Consider the following 19014-nt stretch of genomic DNA (forward strand, 5'->3'; position numbering starts at 1 on the left):
TTGCGTCGCGTTCATTGCCGACCTCCTTCACGCTAGATGGAAGACCACGGAACGCCCGTTTTAGACCAACGGGCATACCGATGCAGGCGGTCCTCCCCCATAGCATCTCGGGGGGCAGCCCCCTGGCAAGGGGGCGTGGGGGCCTACTTCTCCAGCCTGTAGCCCTCGTACTGGGCGTGGCTCCAGCGCAGGTCCACGGTGATGAGGTGCTTGCCGGGCGAGAGCCCTCGCACCGGCAGGTGGCACAGCAGGCTGACGTTGCCGTCCTCGCCCATCAGCTCCGGCTTGCTGCCCGCGCCGCAAGCGCTGTCGGCCCCATCGGCTTGCACCTTGAGCGAGGCCATCGTGTCGTCGTGGCCGCCGCTGAACAGCGCGACGAACCGCGGCGGTGCGCCATCCGCGCCTGCCACGACCGTGCACTCGAAGCGGCGCTCGTCGCCGAAGAGCTTGTGCTCCTGGCAGCTGGGCGCTTCCTGGGCCTGGGCGGCGGTGACAGCGCACAGCGCCAGCAACAACGAGCGGGCGCGGATCGACGGCATCCTGGTGACATCCTCGGGTGAGTTGAGACGCAGCCGCCGATGGTGCCGCGCCTGCATGTCAGGCGTTTGAAACCCGGCGGTCATCAGCATGTCGCAAAGCCTTGTCACGCTCTCGTCATGCAAACGGCGGCTCCCGAGGTCTTCGGCCTGTTCCCTGTTCCGGTCATGCGCTGCCCGGGGGTATTCGATGCCCGGCTCGTGGCCGGCCTGGTGGAGCACTTCAGCGCCCAGGCGGCGCAGGAGAACAGCTCCTCGGGGAATCTCTCCCACACCCGCATGCTCAAGCCTTCGGACAGCCCCCTGCTGGTCGAAGCGGCCGCACGGCTGACCGAGAGGCTGGCGGATTTCGGCGTGCTGCTGTTCGGCGAGCGGCTGGGCTGGTCGGTCAAGGAGATGTGGGTCAACGTGCTGGACACCGGTGGCCGCCAGGCCATGCACAACCACGCCAACAGCTTCATCTCGGGCGTGGCCTACCTGACGCCTTCGCACCCGCAGTCGCAGACCGTGTTCATGAAGTCCCCGGGCGGAACGGACTTCTGCTTTCGCAACGACCACGCCGGTTCCACGCCGGGCGAGTTCTGCGCCGACAAGTGGATCAGCCCGGCACCGAATCCCGGCGACCTGCTGCTGTTCCCCAGCTACCTGATGCATGCCGTGCCGCCCAACCAGGGCGAGCGGCGCATCACATTGGCCATGAACGCCATCCCGGTGCGGCTGGACTCCTGGGGCTACGGCATCGGCTTCAGTGGCTGAGGGCCACGGCAACGCGGCGCTGCGCCGCCTGGCCCTGGGCCTGATGGCGGCCACAGGCTTCGCCGGCCTGGGCTACCAGATCGTCTGGACGCAGCAGTTCGCCCTCTGGCTGGGCCATGAGGCCGCGGCGGTGATGGCGGTGGTGGCGGCCTTCTTCGGCGGGCTGGCCCTGGGATCGTGGCTGCTGGCGGGGCGCATCGAGCGCAGCCCGCGGCCGGGCTGGTGGTACGCGGGCTGCGAGGCCGTGATCGGCCTGTGGGGCCTGGCGCTGAGCGCCCTCATGCCGGCCCTGGGCGGCGGGCTGCAGTCGCTGACCACCCTTCAAGCCGCCGGCGCGCAGCTCTGGGCCGTGGCCTTCGTCGGCTGCCTGGTGCTGCTGCTGCCGGCCACGGTGGCCATGGGGGCCAGCCTGCCGGCGATGCAGCGTGTGCTGTCCTTGCAGGCCGGAGAGACACCCGATGGACGCTGCTGGGCCGGCCTGTACGCCGCGAACACCGCCGGCGCCGTTGCCGGCGCCCTGGGTGCTGCCCTGGTGCTGGTACCGGCGTGGGGCCTGGCGCGCTCGGCCATGGCCTGCGCAGCGCTGAACCTCGGGGCCGCCCTGCTGGCCTGGCAGTGGTACGGACGTGCCTTCGATTTGCCGGCGGCAGTCGCCCGCGAAGGGAACGCACGCGGCCCGCTCGCCATGCTGTTCGCCACGGGCCTGCTAGGCATAGGCTACGAGTTGCTGGTGGTGCGGGTGCTGAGCCAGGTCACCGAGGACACGGTCTACACCTTTGCCCTGCTGCTGGCGGTCTACCTGGCCGGCAGCGCCGCGGGCGCTCAAGCCTACCGGCGCTGGTCGCCGGCCGCCATGGACGACAGCGGGCAGCGCACGACCCGGCGCCTGGGCGGCGCGCTGGCCTTGGCGTGCCTCCTGGGAGCGTCCAGCCTGTGGGCCGCGGAGGCTTTGCGCGACGGCGTGACGAGCGCCCTGCTGGGCGTGGCGGACCCCATGAGCGCCGCCGTGACGGCCGAGGCGGTGCTGGCCGTGGCGGCATTCGCTCCGGCCACGGTCGTCATGGGCGCCCTGTTCAGCCATTTGTGTCGATGCGCGATGGCGCAGGGCGCCACGAGCGGGCGCTGCCTGGCTGTCAACACGCTGGGCGGTGCCTTGGCGTCACCGCTGATCGGCGTGCTGCTGCTGCCCGCCGTCGGGGCCAAGGCCGGCCTGCTGCTGCTGGCCTGCGGCTACGCGGCCCTGGGTTGGCGGAGCCCGCGATCGCCCTGGGCCTGGGCACCGCTGACAGGCGCTGCGCTGGCCGCCGTGCTCGCGCCGGCGCTGGTCTTCATCCAGCAGCCCGAAGGCGGGCGCCTGGCCGCCTACCGAGAGGGCGTGTCGTCGGCGGTCAGCGTGGTGGAGGATGCCGAGGGCGTCTCGCGGCTGTACATCAACAACCGCCAGCAGGAGGGCAGCAGTGCGAGCTGGCGTGTCGACGGCCGCCAGGCGCTGCTGCCGTTGCTGCTGCATCCGGCGCCGCGGCATGCGCTCTTCCTTGGGTTGGGCACCGGCGTCACGGCGGCCACGGCGACGCTGGATCCGGCGGTCAACGTGCAGGCGGTGGAGTTGCTGCCGGAGGTGGTCGAGTTGTCGTCCCTGTTCACGGCGGCACTCGCCGATCAAGGCGTCGAGCTGCAGCGACTGCGCGTGCACGCGGCCGATGCGCGCCGCTTCGTGCGCCTCAGCCCGGAACACTTCGACCTCATCGTGGCGGACAACTTCCATCCGGCGCGCAGCGGCTCCGGCTCGCTCTACACCGTCGAGCATTTCCAGGCGGTGCGGGCGCGCCTGGCCGATGGGGGACTGTTCTGCCAGTGGCTGCCGCTGCACCAGCTGGACCTGCCGACGCTGGCCAGCATCGTGGCCTCGTTCCAGTCGGTGTTCCCGCAGGCTCGCGCCGTGCTCGCGAGCAACAGCCTGTCCACTCCGGTGCTGGGCCTGGTCGGCGGCACCGGGACCTTGAGCTGGCAGCCCGGGCAGTTGCAGCGGCGTCTCGCGCAGGTGCCCCAGGCCGCCGCCTTCGGTTTCGAGGATCCGCTTGCGCTGCTGGGCAGCTTCGTCGCCGGCCCTTCCTCGCTGCGCCAGTGGGCCGCCGGCGCGCCTTTGAACACCGATGATCGCCCCGTCGTGGCCTATCGCGCGCCGCGCGCCACCTACGCGCCGCAGGGCCCGCCGGTGGATCGCCTCGTGGCCTGGCTGGGGCAGCTCGATCCGCAGACCGACTCGCTGGTCGATCGCGACGGCGACCAGGCTTGGTCGTCGCGGCTGGCGGCCTACGTGAAGGCACGTCGCCACTTCATCGCCGCCGGTCGTGGCGTCCCGCCGCTCGCCGACCCGCAGGCCATGCTGGCCCGGATCCGCGACCCGCTGATGAACGTGCTGCGCGAGAGCCCGGACTTCCGCCCGGCGTACGACCCGCTGTGGCGCCTGGCCACGGTGGTCGCGGCCCGGGATCCTCATGCCGCGCGTGCCGTGCTGACCGAGTTGATCCGCTTGCAGACCGCCCGGACCGAGGCGGCCAGCCAGTTGGATGCGCTGGGCGTGCCGCCTTGAATCCTTCACAGAGCGGTCACGACCGCTTCCTACAGTGCCGTCGGTCCCTGCGCCGCATCCGCGCCGGGTCGCTCGGCCAGCGCCGTGCGCGGCCCGCGAGCGCCAGCAACACCCGACACCCTGAGGAGTAGCAAGTCATGAAGCTGAGTTTCAAGAAGCGTCCGATCGCGCTCGCGGTGGCCGCCACCTTCGGCGCCATCGGCGTCGCCTCGGCCCCCACCGCGGCATCGGCCGCCGGCGAAGGCAAGTACGTGGCCGGCGACTTCCACAACCACACCACCTGCTCCGACGGCGCGATCTCGATGCAGAAGCTGGTGAAGAAGGCCACCGACAAGACCGACACGCCGTGGGGCCTGGACTGGTTCGTGCAAGCCGGCCATGGCGGCAACGGCAGCCGCAACTGCACGCTGACCGAAGACGCATCGCTCGACACGCCGGCCTATCCCTACATCGCCGGCAAGGGCCCGACGACCAGCTGGTCCGACAGCATAGGCGCGGCGGCCATCAAGGGCGATGGCGGCGGCGTCGGCGGCAGCGGCAACATGTGGCGCTGGCAGTCCATCCAGGAATATCAGTACCCGCTGATCGAGTACCTCTCGGCCTACAAGAACCTGCCGCTGTTCATCGGCCTGGAGTCGGTCGTGGCCGGCCATGAACACGGCTCGATGTCCGTCATCACCGGCCAGGTGCCCAAGGTCAAGGATTCGAAGCTGCCCGACAGTCCGGGCTACAAGGCCAAGGGCAACGCCAATGCGCTGGCGCAATGGTCGTACTGCTTCGATCGCGGCGACACCGACACCAGCCGCGGCAACGTGACCGGCACCAACGTCGGCAACAACTGGGATTGCTCGGTCGCCGGCAGCCAGAACGCCGCCGACCCGCTGTGGAACGCCACGGCGCACAAGCTGATGATCAGCGGCAGCGGCGTGGGCAGCGGCGTCGGCACCAAGGGCCATTACAAGACCGTGGAAGCGCTGAAGTGGATGGCGCAGAACCACCGCAACGGCAGCTACTACGTGCCCGCCCACCTGGAGCGGCCCGGCCCGTTCAGCCCGGACGGCAACTTCGGCTACAACGTCGAGCACCTGCGCGACTTCAACAACGCCGCGCCCAACACCGCCTTCGGCTTCGAGACCCAGCCCGGCCACGGCGCGGCCAACAACCGCGGCGAATACCAGGTGCTGCGCAACACCTTCCCGGATGGCAGCAAGGTCGACTCCGTCGGCGGCACCACCTACGGCGGCACGGGCGTCTACGGCGCCGTCGTCGGCGGCGTGTGGGATTCGCTGCTGGGCGAGGGCCGCAACTGGTGGTTCTTCGCCAGCTCCGACTGGCACAACCGCGGCGGCTTCGGGCCGGACGATCGTCGCTCGTCGCAGGATTTCTACCCCGGCGAGTACCAGCGCACCTACGTGCTGTCCGACACCAGGATGAAGCCGCAGAACATCGTCGATGGCCTGCGCAGCGGCAATGCCTACGCAAGCTCCGGCCAGCTGATCGACCGCCTGGCCTTCGTGGCTTGTGCCTCCTACCCCGGCGCGGCGCGCAGCAGCAAGTCGGTCGAGGCGATGGCGGTGGAAGCCGCCACCAACGGCGCCACGGTCAAGCACGCCGGCTGCGCCACGATGGGCCAGAAGCTTTCCGTGGTGCCGGGCGCCGAGATCGTCGTCGCGGTGGCCCTGCGCGATCCGGCCGGCAGCAACCACGCGCCGTACTCGTTCCCCAATCCTTCACTGCTGCAGGTCGGCATCAACCGGCCGGTCAACCAGCCGGTGCTCGACCACGTCGACCTGATCCGCGGCCTGGTCAGCGGCCTGCGCTCGCCAGGCGCCTCCGACTATGCCGGCGAATGGCCGCGCAACACCGACTGGTTGCGCACGGACGGCACCACCACCGGTTTGACGGCCGTGCCCGCCGCGGCCAAGAACACCACCGCCGCGATCCTGCGCAGCTTCAACGGCACGGGCGTCAACCGCTGGACCCAGGTGAGCTCGCCGGTGGATGGCAGCGCGTTCCTGAAGATGTCGTACCGCATCCCCGCGGTCACGGCTTCGCAGTACGTGCGACTGCGTGGCAGCAACATGCCGGCGGCCGTGCCCTTCGAGACCGACGCCAGCGGCAACCCGCTGTCGGACCTGTTCACCAACGCCAACGACCCGTCCAAGCTGATGATCCCCTGCACGACCGTGGGCACCAACGTGCCCGCCAACGGCGACGTGTGGACGCAGGACAAGGGGGCCATCGACGGCTGCCCCAACCACCTGGCGGTCGTCAACGGCCAGAAGATGGTGAGCTACGACGTGGCGGCCTGGTCGGACCTCTGGTTCTACAGCAACCCGATCTACGTCGAGGTGTCGGGGGCCGCTCGCGTGGCCGGTGTCGGCGCCGCCGCGACGGTGGCTGCCGCGAGGTGATGCCATCGACCTGACCGCTGTGGTCTGACATCACGGCGCCGCGCGGCAACGCGCGGCGCTCTTGTCTTTTCCGGAAGTCCCGACATGACCCTTTCCATTCCGTCCGCCCACGCCGCAACCCCTGATGTCTCCGCGGCCCGATCGCGTGCCACGGCCTGGTGGCGCGAGCCTCTGCTGCATTTCGCCATCCTCGGCGCGGCCCTGTTCGGCATCGACCACTTCATGGCGCTGCGCACCGACGATCCGCACCTGATCGTCATCCCGGCGGAGGTCGACGAGCAGGCGCGCCAGCTCTTCAAGGGCTCGCGCGGGCGAGAGCCGAACGGCGAGGAGCTGGCGGCGCTGCGCAAGACCTGGCTGGACAACGAGGTGCTCTACCGCGAGGGCCTGGCGCTGCAGCTCGACAAGGGCGACTCCGCCATCCGCGAGCGCGTCATCTTCAAGGCCCTGAGCACCGTCGACGCCAACACCCGGCTGCCGGACCACGACGACAAGCTGCTGAAGGAGTGGTTCGAAGCGCACCGGGTGAAGTACGACGAGCCGGCACGCTACGACTTCCAGGAGGCGGTGCTCGCCGGCGATGCGGCGGAGGCGACCGTGCGCGCCTTCGTCGCCAAGCTCAACAGCGGCACCTCCGGCGACGCCGAGGCCGGCCTGCGCGTCTACAAGGCCCGGCCTCAGCCTACGCTGGCGCAGAGCTTCGGCCCGGAATTCGCCTCGCTGCTCGAGCGCGCGACGCCCGGCCAGTGGCAGGCGATGCCCACCCGCGACGGCTGGCGCGCGATCCGCGTGGAGGCGGTGACGCCGCCCAGGCGCGTGACCTTCGAGGACGTCCACGGCCCCGTGCTGCAGGACTGGACCGACGCCACTCTGGCCGAGCAGCGTAGTGCCGCGGTCCAGGACCTGGCGCGCAAGTACACGGTGCGCAACGGGGTGGCGGCGCAATGACCGGCCGCGTTCGCAAGGCGCTCGCGGTCGTCCTGGCGGCCTGGCTCGGCCTGTGCGGCATGCCCGCCGGTGCCCACGAACTGAGCATGGCCGAGATGCAGGTGCGCGAGGTCGCACCCGGCCAGTTCCTGACGCAATGGACGGCCAGCGAGAAGCGCGCTGCCTCCGAGGTGCTCCACCCGAATTGGCCGCAGGGCTGCGCCAGCGAGGGCGAGATGCTCCGGTGCGGCGAGGGCGGCCTGAAGGGCACGCTGAGCGTCGAAGGCGTCGGACGGGATTACTCGGCGGCGATGGTCAAGGTGTTCTGGCTCGATGGCCAAAGCCGCGTCTACACGCTGACCGCGGGCCAGCCCTCGGTGCAGCTCTACGGCTCGGCGGAGGATGAGCGTGGCATGGGTGAAATCGCGCGGGCCTACACGGTCCTGGGCGTGGAGCACATCCTCGGCGGCATCGACCACCTGCTGTTCGTCATGGGGCTGCTGTTCCTGGTGGGCTTCAACCGCCGGCTGCTGTGGACCATCACCGCCTTCACCCTGGCGCACAGTCTGACCCTGGCTGCCAGCGCGCTGGGCTGGCTCACGCTGCGATCGGCGCCGGTCGAGGCGTGCATCGCCCTTTCCATCGTGCTGGTGGCGGGCGAGGCGCTGCACTCACGCCAGACGCTGGGCCGGCGCTGGCCGGCGCTGGTGGCATTCCTCTTCGGCCTGGTCCATGGCCTGGGCTTCGCCGGCGCCCTGCGGGAGATCGGCCTGCCGCAGCAGCACCTGCTGGTCGCGTTGGCCACCTTCAACGTGGGCGTCGAGGTCGGCCAGCTGATGGCGGTCGCGGCGGCCTGGTTGCTGTATCGACTATGGCTGCGCTGGCCGGTGTGGGTGCATGCCCGCACGGCAGTGCTGTACGGCATCGGCTCCGTGGCGGCCTATTGGTCCTTGCTGCGGATGGCGGCGATCGTCGTTCGCTGACCCTGCGATCAGCCTTGCGGGTGCGTTGGGTCTATCCAGCGCACGTTCTCGGGCGGCTCGGCGGGCTCGATGTCGAGGTTGACGGCGATGGCCTGGCCGTCGCTGCGCACCAGCACGCACTCCAGCACCTCGGTCGGGCTGGCGTTGATCTCCTGGTGCGGAACGAAGGGTGGCACGTAGATGAAGTCGCCCGGGCCGGCCTCGGCGGTGAACTCGAGCCGCTCGCCCCAGCGCATCCGTGCCCGTCCCTTGACCACGTAGATCACGCTCTCCAGCGGCCCGTGATGGTGCGCGCCGGTCTTGGCGTTGGGGTGGATGTGCACCGTGCCGGCCCACAGCTTCTGGGCGCCGACGCGGGCGAAGGTGATGGCCGCGGCGCGGTCCATGCCGGGCGTCTGCGCGGTGTTCGGATCCAGCTGGTCGTGCGGGATGACGCGCACGCCGTCGTGCTTCCAGGCGGGGGTGTCGTGCGGCATGTCGGCCTCCGGAACGCAACAGTCGATCCGGCGATTCTGCGCCGCCAGCCTGCTAGGCGCCGAGCAGCCGCGGCAGCCAGCCGATCTCGCCGACCATGGCGGCCCCGAGGCCGATGCTGCCCAGGCTGACGGCGATCTGCAGCACGTGGTGCACGGCCTGGAGGTGGCGCGCCGACGCCCGCAAGGGCAGGGCGACCGCCACCGAGAGCAGGGCCATGCCGCCGATGGAGCCCAGCCCGAACAGGGCGATATAGCCCAGGCCCAGCGCCACGCCGGGCGCGGCCTGCAGGCTCAGCAGCACCAGCGCAGCGGAGCCGGCCAGGCCGTGCATCACGCCGACGAGCAGGGCGCGGAAAGGCCACGGCGGCGCGTGGGCATGGCGGTGGGTCGACGCGGCATGCGAGCCTTCGCCTCGGTGGCTGTGGGCGTGGAAGTGGCGCAAGGCCGGCGCGTCCGGCCGCGGATGCTCGTGCAGGTGGAAGTGGATGCGCTCGCGCCTGAGCCGGCGCAGCACGTCGATGCCGAGCGCCACGAGCATCAGGCCCACGGCCGTTTCCAGCACGTCGGCCCAGGCGGGCGAGACGGCCTGCCCCAGCACCAGCATCGCGCCGGCGAAGATCAGCAGCGTCAGCGTGTGCCCCACGCCCCAGGCCACGCCCTGGCGCAGGGCCTGTCCCAGCGTGGTGCTGCGCGTGGCCAGCGTGGCCACGGCGGCGAGGTGATCGGCCTCGGTCGCGTGCTGCAGGCCGAGCAGCAGGCCGATGAGGAGGACGGACAGGGCGGTCATGGGCGGGGCGTGAAGCAAGGGCTGTACCGCGCGGATGCCTCCAGCATCAGAACGCCCCCGGATCGCCCGGGAACACCACCGGTGACTCGTCGCCCTGCGCCGAGATCGACGAGACGCCGAAGAACCAGTCGTCGATCACCACGTTCTTCAAGCTCAGCTTCAGGGGCGCGGTGCCCTCGGCGGCCGGCAGGTCCCGGTGATGGCGCCACTGCGGATCGGTGGTGCCGCGCCACCACACGCGGTAGCCGGCGGCGCCGGGCACCGGCTGCCAGTGGAGCGTCGTGTCCGGGCTCACCGCGCCTTCGATCGTCACGCCCTTGGGCGGCGCCGGGGCTCGCGCCAACGAGGCCAGCGTGACGACGTTCAGCCGCGTCACCTGGGCCAGGTAGTCGAAGTCGACGAACTCGATGGTGTCGCCGTAGCGCACGCCGTTCTCGACCCTCAGGTCCTGGTGCTGGTGGGTGTAGTCCTCGTGTGCCTCGGTCACGCGCACGGCGGGATAGCCGAGTTCGAGGAAGGCCACCTGGTCGCCGCCGCGGCCGTAGCGGTCGGTGCGGTAGACCATCTGCACTTCGAGGTTGGTGAGATGCGCCTCGGCCAGGCGCGCCATGTAGCGCCCGAGGTTGCGCGAGGGCGAATCCAGTTCGCCGCCGTTGTAGCGCCGCCTGGCGGCCTGGGCCGGTGTCTCGGTGGCCTTGGTGCCTTCGGAGAAGACGCGGACGGTGGAGTTGTCATGCACGCCGTCCTGGCCGTGGCTGTTGCCGATGATGTCGTTGTTCAGGTCGGCCTCGACATCCCAGCCCTGGGCCTTGGCGTATTCGGCCAGCACCTTGCCGCCGTACAGCCCCTGCTCCTCGCCGGAGAGCGCCGCATAGACGATGGTGGCGGCGAAGCGCTGCGTCGAAAGCACGCGCGCCGCCTCGATCACGGCGGCCACGCCCGAGGCATCGTCGTTCGCGCCCGGGGCGTCGGCGGTGGCGTTCATCACATCCGACACGCGCGAGTCGAGGTGGCCGGTGATGAGGACGACCCGGTTCGGGTCGCCGGCCCCGCGCTGGATGGCCACGATGTCCATCACCTCGGTCGGCTGGGGGATGCGCGTGCCGGTCACCACCTGCGAAGGCGTCACCACCTGCAGGCAGCCGCCGCACTGCGACGAGATCTCGCCAAATCGCCGCTGCACCCAGCGCCGGGCGGCGCCTATGCCGCGTGTCTCGGACACCGTGTCGGACAGGGTGTGCCGCGTGCCGAAGCCGACGAGCGTGGTGATGGAGGCGCGCAGCTCGGCCGGGCTGACGGTCGTCGCCAGTTCGCGCAGCGGGAGCGGGCGAGCGGCAGGTTCGGCGGCCGCCGCCGGCATGGCGACGAAGGCGACGGCCAGGCAGCCGGCGGTAAGCAGGGGATATCGGATCGGCACGGGCGTTCCTCTTGACGCCGCACGAGTGGGCGGCGACCGAGTCTAGGGCCAGTGAGCCGACCGCCACGAGCGGAGCGTCGAGGAGCAGCGGTGCGCTACTGCTGCGGGATCTTCGCGTCGGCGATGGCCTGCTTCCATCGCAGGATTTCGGAGCCGAGCAACTGGCCCAGCTCGGCCGGGGTGCTGGCCTGCGCGCGCACGCCGAGCGACTGCAGGCGCTGCTGGACGTCGGGCTTGCCCAAGGCCTCGCGGATGGCCGCATTCAAGGTCTCGACCACGCGCGGCGGCGTGCCGGCCGGGGCGGCCAGCGCGTTCCACGACGCCACGTTGTACTTGGGCACGCCCGAAGCCTGCACGGTCGGCACGTTGGGCAGGCCGGCGAAGGGGCGGTCCGACGTGACGGCCAGCGCCCGCAGCCCCCGGGGCCCCGGCGCCAGGTGCGCCATCATCGGACCGAGCACCTCGAAGCCCACGTCCACCTGGCCTGCCATCAAGGCCGTCCGCAATGCGGAAGTGCCGTTGTAGGGCACCACGAGGGCATCGATGCCGGCGGAGGTCTTGAACAGCTCGGCGGCCAGGTTCTGCGTGCTGCCCACTGCGATGGTGCCTATCGTCAGCTGGCCGGGCTGGGCCTTGGCACGGGCCACCAGGTCCTGCACGTTCTTCAGCGGCGAGCGGTCCGCGACGAACAGCGCGAGGTCGAAGAAGCCGAGCGTGCCGATGGGGGCGAAATCCTTCACCGGGTCGTAGGGCAGCTTCTTGAACAGGCCGGCACTCACCGGATTGGCATTGCTCATCAGCAGCAGCGTGTAGCCATCCGGCGTGGCCTTGGCGACGGCGGCCGACCCGACGACCGCGCCGGCGCTGGGCCGGTTCTCGATCACGATCGGCTGCTTCAGCGAGGCCGCCATCGCCTGGCCCACCGTGCGGGCCGTGATGTCGGCCACGCCGCCGGGCCCGAACGGCACGATGACGGTGATGGGCTTGGACGGGTACGCCGGCTGCGCCGAAGCGCCGAAACACAGGGGCAGCAGCGCGAGGGTCAGAAGGAGTCTCATGGGGGCGGGTGGAGGTGGTGATCGATCCGGAGGCGTCGGCATGCGCGAGCCCCGGCGGCACTGCCCGGCTCCCGGACCAGCGCTTGAATTCTGTGGGTGCCGGCACCCTCACGCAAGACATGGCAGGCGCTAGCTGGTATGCAGGCACAACATGGCTCTGGATCCGGTGTCCATCCTGCCGGTGATCCTCGATCGGGTGGGCGCCGGCATCGGGTACACGGCAGTCGTCCAGGGGTCGTTCCCGCGGCACGCCCATTGCTGTCCCGGGCCATGGACCAGCTGGCCTTGTTCGGTGACGCAGCTTCGGCCGACGCTGCCGCGCTGCCCGAAGGAGCGGTGTACGAGCCGGACTTCCTGGACGCTGCACAGGAGCAGCAGCTGATCGACGTGATCCGTTCGCTGCCGCTCGCCCACGCCACCTACAAGTCCTACACGGCCCGCCGCAGGGTGCTGAGCTTCGGCGGCTCCTTCGACTACGACGCCAACCGGCTGCGCCCCGGCGAGCCGCTGATCGAGTCACTGCATCCCTTGCGAGCACGCGTGGCCGCCTGGATGGGCGTGGAGCCCGAAGCCCTGGCCCACGTGCTGGTGGCCGAGTACCAGCCCGGCACTCCGCTGGGCTGGCACCGCGACGTGCCGGATTTCGAGGACGTCGCCGGCGTGTCGCTGGGCGCGGACGCGGTGCTGCGCTTTCGACCCTGGCCGCCCACGAATCCGAAGCGCGCGAACGTGCTGAAACTGCTCGCGCAACGACGTTCGATCTACGCCTTGCGGGGGCCCGCACGATGGGCCTGGCAGCACAGCGTGGCTCCGGTGGCCGAGTGGCGCTGGTCGATCACCTTGCGCACCTTGCGTCGTCCCTGAAGGCCTTCATGTCTGGCCCGACACCGTCGCATCCGGGCGACGGATGTTCCATTCAACATCGGCGTCAGACTGGACATAATGCCAGCCCTCAAGGGAGAGAGCATGCTGGCGAAGATCAACGAGAAGCTCGGCGAGGGCCTGGCGCGTGTCGTGTGGCTGATGCGGCGCGCCGCGGGGTATCTGGCGCCCTGGCTGAAGAAGGCCCTCGGCGAGTGGTCGCCTCCCGCATGGGTTCGATTCGTGAGCCGGGGCTTCCAGAAGACCGGAGCGGTGCTGCAGGCGAACGCACTGCTCGCCGCCCTCTGCGTCACGCTCGCTGGCCTGGCCCTGTGGCAGGGCCCGCATGTCGCCCAGCGCTGGCGCGCCTGGGCACCGGCTTGGATGAACGTCGGCCTGCTGGAGGACGACCTGGGCGCGGCGAAGGTGACGGCCAGCGTCGTGCCGCCGGGGGTGCCCGATTACGCCAATGGCGGTGGGCCACCGCCGCTGGTCGTGCATTTCAGCGCGCCGGCGGCGCCTCCCCTGAGGATAGGCAAGGAGGCGGCCGACGTCGGCCTGTCGCCCGAGATCGCCGGCCGCTGGCTATGGGTGGACGCCACCACCCTGCGCTTCGAGCCCAAGGGGGCCTGGCCCATCGGCGAGCCCTACGAGTTGACCATCGGGCGAAAGGCGCTGGCCCCTCACGTCGTGATGCCGGAGCGGCGCTTCGGCTTCACGGCGGCAGGCTTCACGGCCAGCGCGGGGCCGGCCGAGTTCTACCAGGACCCGGTGCAGCCCGGCGTTCGCCGGGTGGTCATGACGATCGACTTCAACCACCCGGTCGATCCGCGCAGCTTCGAGTCGCGCGTCCACCTGGACGACGGCAGCGAGCGCAAGTTCAGCGTCGGCTACGACAAGTTCAAGCTGCAGGCAACCATCCAGTCCGAGCCCTTGCCCATCCCGGCGCAGACGGTGGCGATGAAGGTGACGATAGACAAGGGCGTGACGGCCCAGCGCGGCGGCGCCCCGACGCCTGAGCCGCTCATCAAGTCGGTCGACGTGCCCGGCCTGTACAGCCTGGCGATCAGCGAGGTCAGCGCCTCCATCGTCAGCAACGACGCCGGCGACCCGGAGCACGTGCTGCACGTCAACGCCAGCATGGCCGTGCACGAGCGGGAGTTCGGCCGCGCCGTGCAGGCCTGGATGCTGCCGGTGTCGGACACCGAAGGCGGCGAGCCTTTCGCCTGGAGCGACCCGGCCGAGGCGACGCCCGCAGTCCTCAAGCGTGCCAAGGCCTTGAAGCTGGAGGCCATCGCCAACGAGCGCGAGGTGAGCGAAGGCGCGGCCTTCCGCATGCCGCAGGCCGAAGGCGGGCGATTCATCTTCGTGCGCGTGACCAAGGGCCTGAAGTCCCCGGGCGGCTATCTGCTGGCGGCCGATCGCGGCGAGATCCTGCAGGTCAAGACCTTCGCGCCGGAGCTGTCCATCATGAGCCGCGGTTCGCTGCTGGCGCTGTCGGGCGAGAAGAAGCTGCCGCTGCTGGTGCGCGACCTGCCCGGCGTGTCGGTCGACATTGCCCGCGTGCTGCCGCAGCAGTTGCACCTTCTGGTCAGCCAGGCCGAGGGCGACTTCAGCCATCCGCGCTTCTACGGCCGCCTCGGCGAAGATCACCTCGCCGAGCATTTCGAACGCAAGATCCCGCTGCAGCTCAAGCCCGGCAAGTCGCACTACGAGACGGTGGACTTCGCCGACTACCTGCAGGCCGGGGGAGACCGCCGCGGCGTCTTCCTGCTGAAGGTTCAGGGCTACAACCCGGCGGACAAGCCGGCGGCCCAGGCCGGCGGCGACGCGGGCGACCCGTCAGCCACGGAGGGCGAGGGTGCGGAAGGCGAGGGCGGCTATTGCTGCGAAGGCGCCGAGGGCCAGCAGATCGACGCGACGCAGGTCCAGGACCAGCGCCTGGTCATCGTGACCGACCTGGGCCTGATCGCCAAGCGCGCGGCCGACGGCACGCGAGAGGTCTTCGTCCAGTCCATCGCGACCGGTGCGCCGGTGGCCGGTGCCCGCATCGAAGCCTGGGGTCGCAACGGCCTGGTGCTGGCCAGCACCAACACCGATGCCACCGGCCGCGCCACGCTGGGCAACCTCAACGCCTTCACGCGAGAGAAGACGCCGGTGTTGCTGCTGGCCCGCAAGGACGGCGACCTGAGCTTCCTGCCCATGGGCGGAGGCGCGTCCCTGGGCCGCGGCGACCGCACGCTCGAGATGTCCCGCTTCGACGTGGGCGGCCTGCGCACCAGCGGCCTGCCCAACCAGATGACGGCCTACCTCTTCAGCGACCGCGGCATCTACCGGCCGGGTGACACCTTCCACGTCGGCATCGTGGTGAAGGCCGCCAACTGGGCGACACCGCTGAAAGATCTCCCCGTCGATGCGGAGGTGGTCGACGCCCGCGGTCTCACGGTACGGCGAGAGACGCTTCGTCTGGGCCCCTCCGGCACGGCAGAGCTCAGCCACGCCACGCAGGAGAGTTCGCCCACCGGCAACTACAGCATCACGCTGAGCCTGCCGCGGCAAAGCGCCCCCAACGCGCCCGACGTCCCGCCGATGGTCATCGGCTCGACGACGGTCAAGGTGCAGGAGTTCCTGCCGGACCGAACGCGGGTCACGGCCCGGCTGTCTTCCGAAGTGGCCGAGGGCTGGGTCAGGCCGGACGATCTGAAGCTCAAGGTCGACGTGCAGAACCTGTTCGGCACGCCGGCACAGAACCGCCGCATCGAAAGCCGCCTCACGCTGACACCGGCCTGGCCGCACTTCCGCAGCCACCCGGACTTCAGCTTCTACGACGCGTCCACCAACCGCCGGCCGCAGGTCGACGACCTGGGCACCGCGCAGACCGACGACAAGGGGCAGGCGGAGGTCGACCTGCGGCTGTCGAGATTCGAGGCCGCGACCTACCAGGCTCACGTGCTGGTCAAGGCCTTCGAGCCCGAGGGCGGCCGCAGCGTCGCGGCGGAGGCGCAGAGCCTGGTCAGCGACCAGCCGTACCTCGTCGGCGTCAAGGCGCCGGATTCGCTGGGCTATATCAACCGCAACGCCACGCGCGAGCTGCAGCTGATCGCCATCGATCCGCAGGCCCGCAAGATGGCCGTCAACGGCCTGAAGCTGGTGCGGGTCGAGCACAAGGTGCTGTCGGTGCTGGTCAAGCAGAACAACGGCCTGTACCGCTACGAGTCGCGCGCCAAGGACGTGACGCTGGAAGAGCAGGCGCTCAACCTGCCGGCGGCCGGCGCCAAGGTGGCGCTGAACACCGCCACGCCCGGCAACTTCGCGCTCGAGGTCCGCAATGCCGAAGGCCTGGTGCTCAACCGCGTGCAGTACGCGGTGGCCGGGGCGGCCAACCTCAGCCGCTCGATGGACCGGAACGCAGAACTGCAGATCCGCCTGAACAAGAAGAGCTACGAGCCGGGCGAGGAGATCGAGCTCGCCATCCAGGCGCCCTACACCGGGGCGGGCCTGGTCACCATCGAGCGCGACAAGGTCTACGCCCACGCGTGGTTCAAGGCGGACAAGACCGCCAGCGTGCAGCGCATCACCCTGCCGAAAGACTTCGAGGGCAACGGCTACGTGAACGTGCAGTTCGTGCGCGATCCGTCGTCGGACGAGATCTACACCAGCCCCCTGAGCTATGGCGCCGTGCCCTTTGTCACCGGGCTCGATCGCCGTACGGCCCGCATCAGGCTGGATGCGCCGGCGCTGGTCAAGCCGGGCGAGACGTTGAAGATGACGCTGCACAGCGACAAGCCCGCCCGGGCCTACGTCTTCGCCGTCGACGAGGGCATCCTGCAGGTTGCGCGATACACCACGCCGGATCCGCTGAAGCACTTCTTCCAGAAGCGCGCGCTGGAGGTCAGCACCCTGCAGACGCTGGACCTGGTGCTGCCCGAGTTCCGCAAGCTCATGCAGGCGGCGGCACCCGGGGGCGACGGCGAGGGCGAGGCGGGCAAGCACCTGAACCCGTTCAAGCGCAAGCGCGACAAGCCGGTGGCGTTCTGGTCCGGGCTGGTCGATGTGAACGGCGACAGGGAGTTCAGCTACGCGGTGCCGGACAGCTTCAACGGTGCCGTGCGGGTCATGGCCGTCGTCGTGAGCGACGAGGCGGTCGCGGCGGCCAGCACCACGAGCACGGTCCGGGGCGACATCGTGCTGCTACCCACGGTGCCCACCTCGCTGGCACCCGGCGACACGGTGGACATCGGCATCGGCGTGTCCAACAACATCGCCGGCTCGGGCAATCAAGCGCCCATCCGCCTCGCGCTCGCGGTCAACAACGGCCTGGAGGTGGTGGGCGAGGCCACGCAGTCCCTGAAGGTGAACGAGAAGGGCGAGGCGAGCACCGTGTTCCACCTGAGGGCGAAGCCCGGCGCGCAGGCGGTGCTCGGGTCGGCCAGCGTGGTGTTCACGGCCACCCATGCCAAGGCGAGCGCCAGGCTGTCGACCGACCTGAGCGTGCGCCCGGCCTCGGCCTTCGTGACGCTGCTGCAAAGCGGCACGGCGGTCGGCGCCGGCGAGCTCAAGTCGCAGCTGGACGCGTACCCCGAGTTCGCGCGCAGCGAGCTATCGGTGTCGGCCACGCCCTGGGCCTTTGCCTCCGGCCTCATCCGCTACCTGGAGAGCTACCCCCACGGCTGCACCGAGCAGATCAGCAGCCAGACGCTGCCGGCGGTGGTGCTGGCCGGCCAGCCGGAGCTGGCACGCGAGCTGGCGAAGACCCGTCAAGGCCAGGGCGCGGCCGAGTTCGACCCGCGCGCAACATTGGCCCGCACGGTCACGCAGCTGCGCGCTCGCCAGGCGGCCGATGGTGGCCTCGCGATGTGGCCGGGCAGCTCCGCGGACGAATTCGCCACCGCGTATGGCTTGCAGTTGCTGCTGGAGGCCAGGGACAGGCAACTGCCGGTGCCGCCTGACCTGATCGCCAAGGCCAACACCTACCTGCAGTCGCGCCTGGCCGCGAACGACGTGGGCCTGTACGGCTGGCGCACCCACGCGCAGATGGCCTACCTGCTGACACGCCAGGGCATCCTCGTGCCGGCCGCGCTGGCCAACCTGCGCGAGTTCCAGCGCCAGCAGGCCCGCAAGGCGGGCGATTCCTGGGGCAGCGACATCGGCACGGCCTACCTGGCTGCCAGCTTCCAGCTGTTGAAGCAGGACGCTACGGCGAACGAGCTGATGCAGCCGGTGTGGGACGACTTCGTCCAGCGCGTGAAGGAACGCAAGTCGCGCAACAACTGGGACTACTACTACGACCCGCTGGTGCATGACAGCACGCTGATCCTGCTGGCAGCGCGTCACTTTCCCAAGCGCCTGGCGGCCCTGCCCACGGAAAGCTGGAACCGCCTCGCCACGATGATCGGCAACGGCTGGTACAGCACCCAGTCCTCGGCGGCCGTCATCCTGGCTGTGGATGCGTATGCCCGCGCCGCGGCGGGCTCCGCCAAGGGCCAGTTCGACGCGAGCGCCGTCGACAAGGCCGGCAAGATGGCAGCGCTGGCCATGACCGGGGAGCTGCGTGCCCTCAGACAGGGCTCGGTGCCTGCGGGCAGCGTCAAGCTCAGGCTGTCCAATCCGGGCGAGCTGCCGCTGTTCTACGGCTGGGCCGAAAGCGGCTACGACCGCAACCTGCCGGAGGCGGCCGTGACGCACGGGCTGGAAATCACGCAGACCATCCTCAACGAGAAGGGCGTGGCCATCAGCGAGGCGCGGATCGGCGAGGAGGTCACGGTGCGCGTGACCGTCCGCGCCGTGGACCGGGACGCCGCACGCCAGGTCGCCCTCGTCGACATCCTGCCCAGCGGGCTGGAGCCGGTGCTCCAGAGTGCCGGCAGCGACGACGCCGGTGACGACACGCCGCCGTGGATGCGCCGCATCGGCGGCAGCGGCAGCTGGCAACCGGACTACGTCGACGTGCGCGAGGACAGGGTGATCTTCTTCGGTGATGTCGGCACCGGCACGCGTGACATCACCTTCAAGGCACGCGCCACGAATATCGGCCAGTTCTCGCTGCCGGCGGCCTTCGGCGAGGCGATGTACGAGAGACGTGTCTACGGCCGCTCGGCTGCAGGCAAGTTCAGCGTGCTGCCCGTGGCCAAGTGAGCGACCTTCGGGCGAACCAGGCATGACGCACGGCGGGGCACCCAGGGCAGGATTCGCGTGGCTCCGCCACG

Annotated in this window: 12 protein-coding genes; 7 read left to right on the top strand and 5 right to left on the bottom strand. The window is 70.2% G+C overall.

Annotated features, from left to right (window positions below):
- Nucleotides 1-143: 143 nt before the first annotated feature.
- The gene (locus tag ACS5PM_RS28820) at nt 144-539 is read right to left on the bottom strand and encodes a hypothetical protein (RefSeq protein ID WP_439391398.1); all 396 of its coding nucleotides are present in this window, start codon (nt 537-539) and stop codon (nt 144-146) included.
- Nucleotides 540-656: 117 nt separating this feature from the next.
- Between ACS5PM_RS28820 and ACS5PM_RS28825 the strand changes: the two genes are divergently transcribed.
- The 5 genes from ACS5PM_RS28825 to ACS5PM_RS28845 all read left to right on the top strand — a co-directional run bounded on the left by ACS5PM_RS28825 (nt 657) and on the right by ACS5PM_RS28845 (nt 8209).
- A complete protein-coding gene (locus ACS5PM_RS28825) occupies nt 657-1292 on the top strand; it encodes a putative 2OG-Fe(II) oxygenase (protein WP_439391399.1) in 636 nt (211 codons plus the stop codon).
- Nucleotides 1285-3885: a fused MFS/spermidine synthase gene (locus tag ACS5PM_RS28830; protein ID WP_439391400.1), complete on the top strand. Its 2601-nt coding sequence runs from the start codon at nt 1285-1287 to the stop codon at nt 3883-3885. Before ACS5PM_RS28825 ends, ACS5PM_RS28830 begins: the two co-directional genes overlap by 8 nt.
- A 137-nt stretch (nt 3886-4022) precedes the next feature.
- Nucleotides 4023-6299, top strand: a complete 2277-nt coding sequence (locus ACS5PM_RS28835; protein ID WP_439391402.1) for a hypothetical protein — start codon at nt 4023-4025, stop codon at nt 6297-6299.
- A gap of 84 nt (nt 6300-6383) precedes the next feature.
- Complete coding sequence (locus tag ACS5PM_RS28840; protein WP_439391403.1) at nt 6384-7247, top strand: peptidylprolyl isomerase; 864 nt, start codon at nt 6384-6386, stop codon at nt 7245-7247.
- Entirely contained in the window at nt 7244-8209 is a 966-nt protein-coding gene (locus ACS5PM_RS28845; RefSeq protein WP_439391405.1) for a HupE/UreJ family protein, read from the top strand. The genes ACS5PM_RS28840 and ACS5PM_RS28845 overlap by 4 nt, the downstream gene beginning before the upstream one ends.
- A gap of 8 nt (nt 8210-8217) precedes the next feature.
- Here the strand turns inward: ACS5PM_RS28845 and ACS5PM_RS28850 are convergent, their stop codons facing one another.
- From ACS5PM_RS28850 to ACS5PM_RS28865, 4 genes are all read right to left on the bottom strand, one after another.
- Nucleotides 8218-8685, bottom strand: a complete 468-nt coding sequence (locus ACS5PM_RS28850) for a cupin domain-containing protein (protein ID WP_439391406.1) — start codon at nt 8683-8685, stop codon at nt 8218-8220.
- Between the two features lie 52 nt (nt 8686-8737).
- Nucleotides 8738-9472: an urease accessory protein gene (locus tag ACS5PM_RS28855; protein ID WP_439391407.1), complete on the bottom strand. Its 735-nt coding sequence runs from the start codon at nt 9470-9472 to the stop codon at nt 8738-8740.
- Between the two features lie 46 nt (nt 9473-9518).
- Complete coding sequence (locus ACS5PM_RS28860) at nt 9519-10889, bottom strand: M28 family metallopeptidase (protein WP_439391408.1); 1371 nt, start codon at nt 10887-10889, stop codon at nt 9519-9521.
- 95 nt (nt 10890-10984) lie between these two features.
- Nucleotides 10985-11947, bottom strand: a complete 963-nt coding sequence (locus ACS5PM_RS28865; RefSeq protein WP_439391410.1) for a Bug family tripartite tricarboxylate transporter substrate binding protein — start codon at nt 11945-11947, stop codon at nt 10985-10987.
- 270 nt (nt 11948-12217) lie between these two features.
- On the opposite strand from ACS5PM_RS28865, the gene ACS5PM_RS28870 reads away from it, so the two are divergent.
- Nucleotides 12218-12811: an alpha-ketoglutarate-dependent dioxygenase AlkB gene (locus tag ACS5PM_RS28870; RefSeq protein WP_439391411.1), complete on the top strand. Its 594-nt coding sequence runs from the start codon at nt 12218-12220 to the stop codon at nt 12809-12811.
- Nucleotides 12812-12913: 102 nt separating this feature from the next.
- On the top strand, nt 12914-18943 hold the full coding sequence (locus ACS5PM_RS28875) for an alpha-2-macroglobulin family protein (protein WP_439391412.1): 6030 nt from the start codon (nt 12914-12916) through the stop codon (nt 18941-18943).
- The last annotated feature ends 71 nt before the right edge of the window (nt 18944-19014 follow it).

The organism is Ideonella flava (assembly GCF_051857595.1).
GTDB lineage: Bacteria > Pseudomonadota > Gammaproteobacteria > Burkholderiales > Burkholderiaceae_C > Ideonella.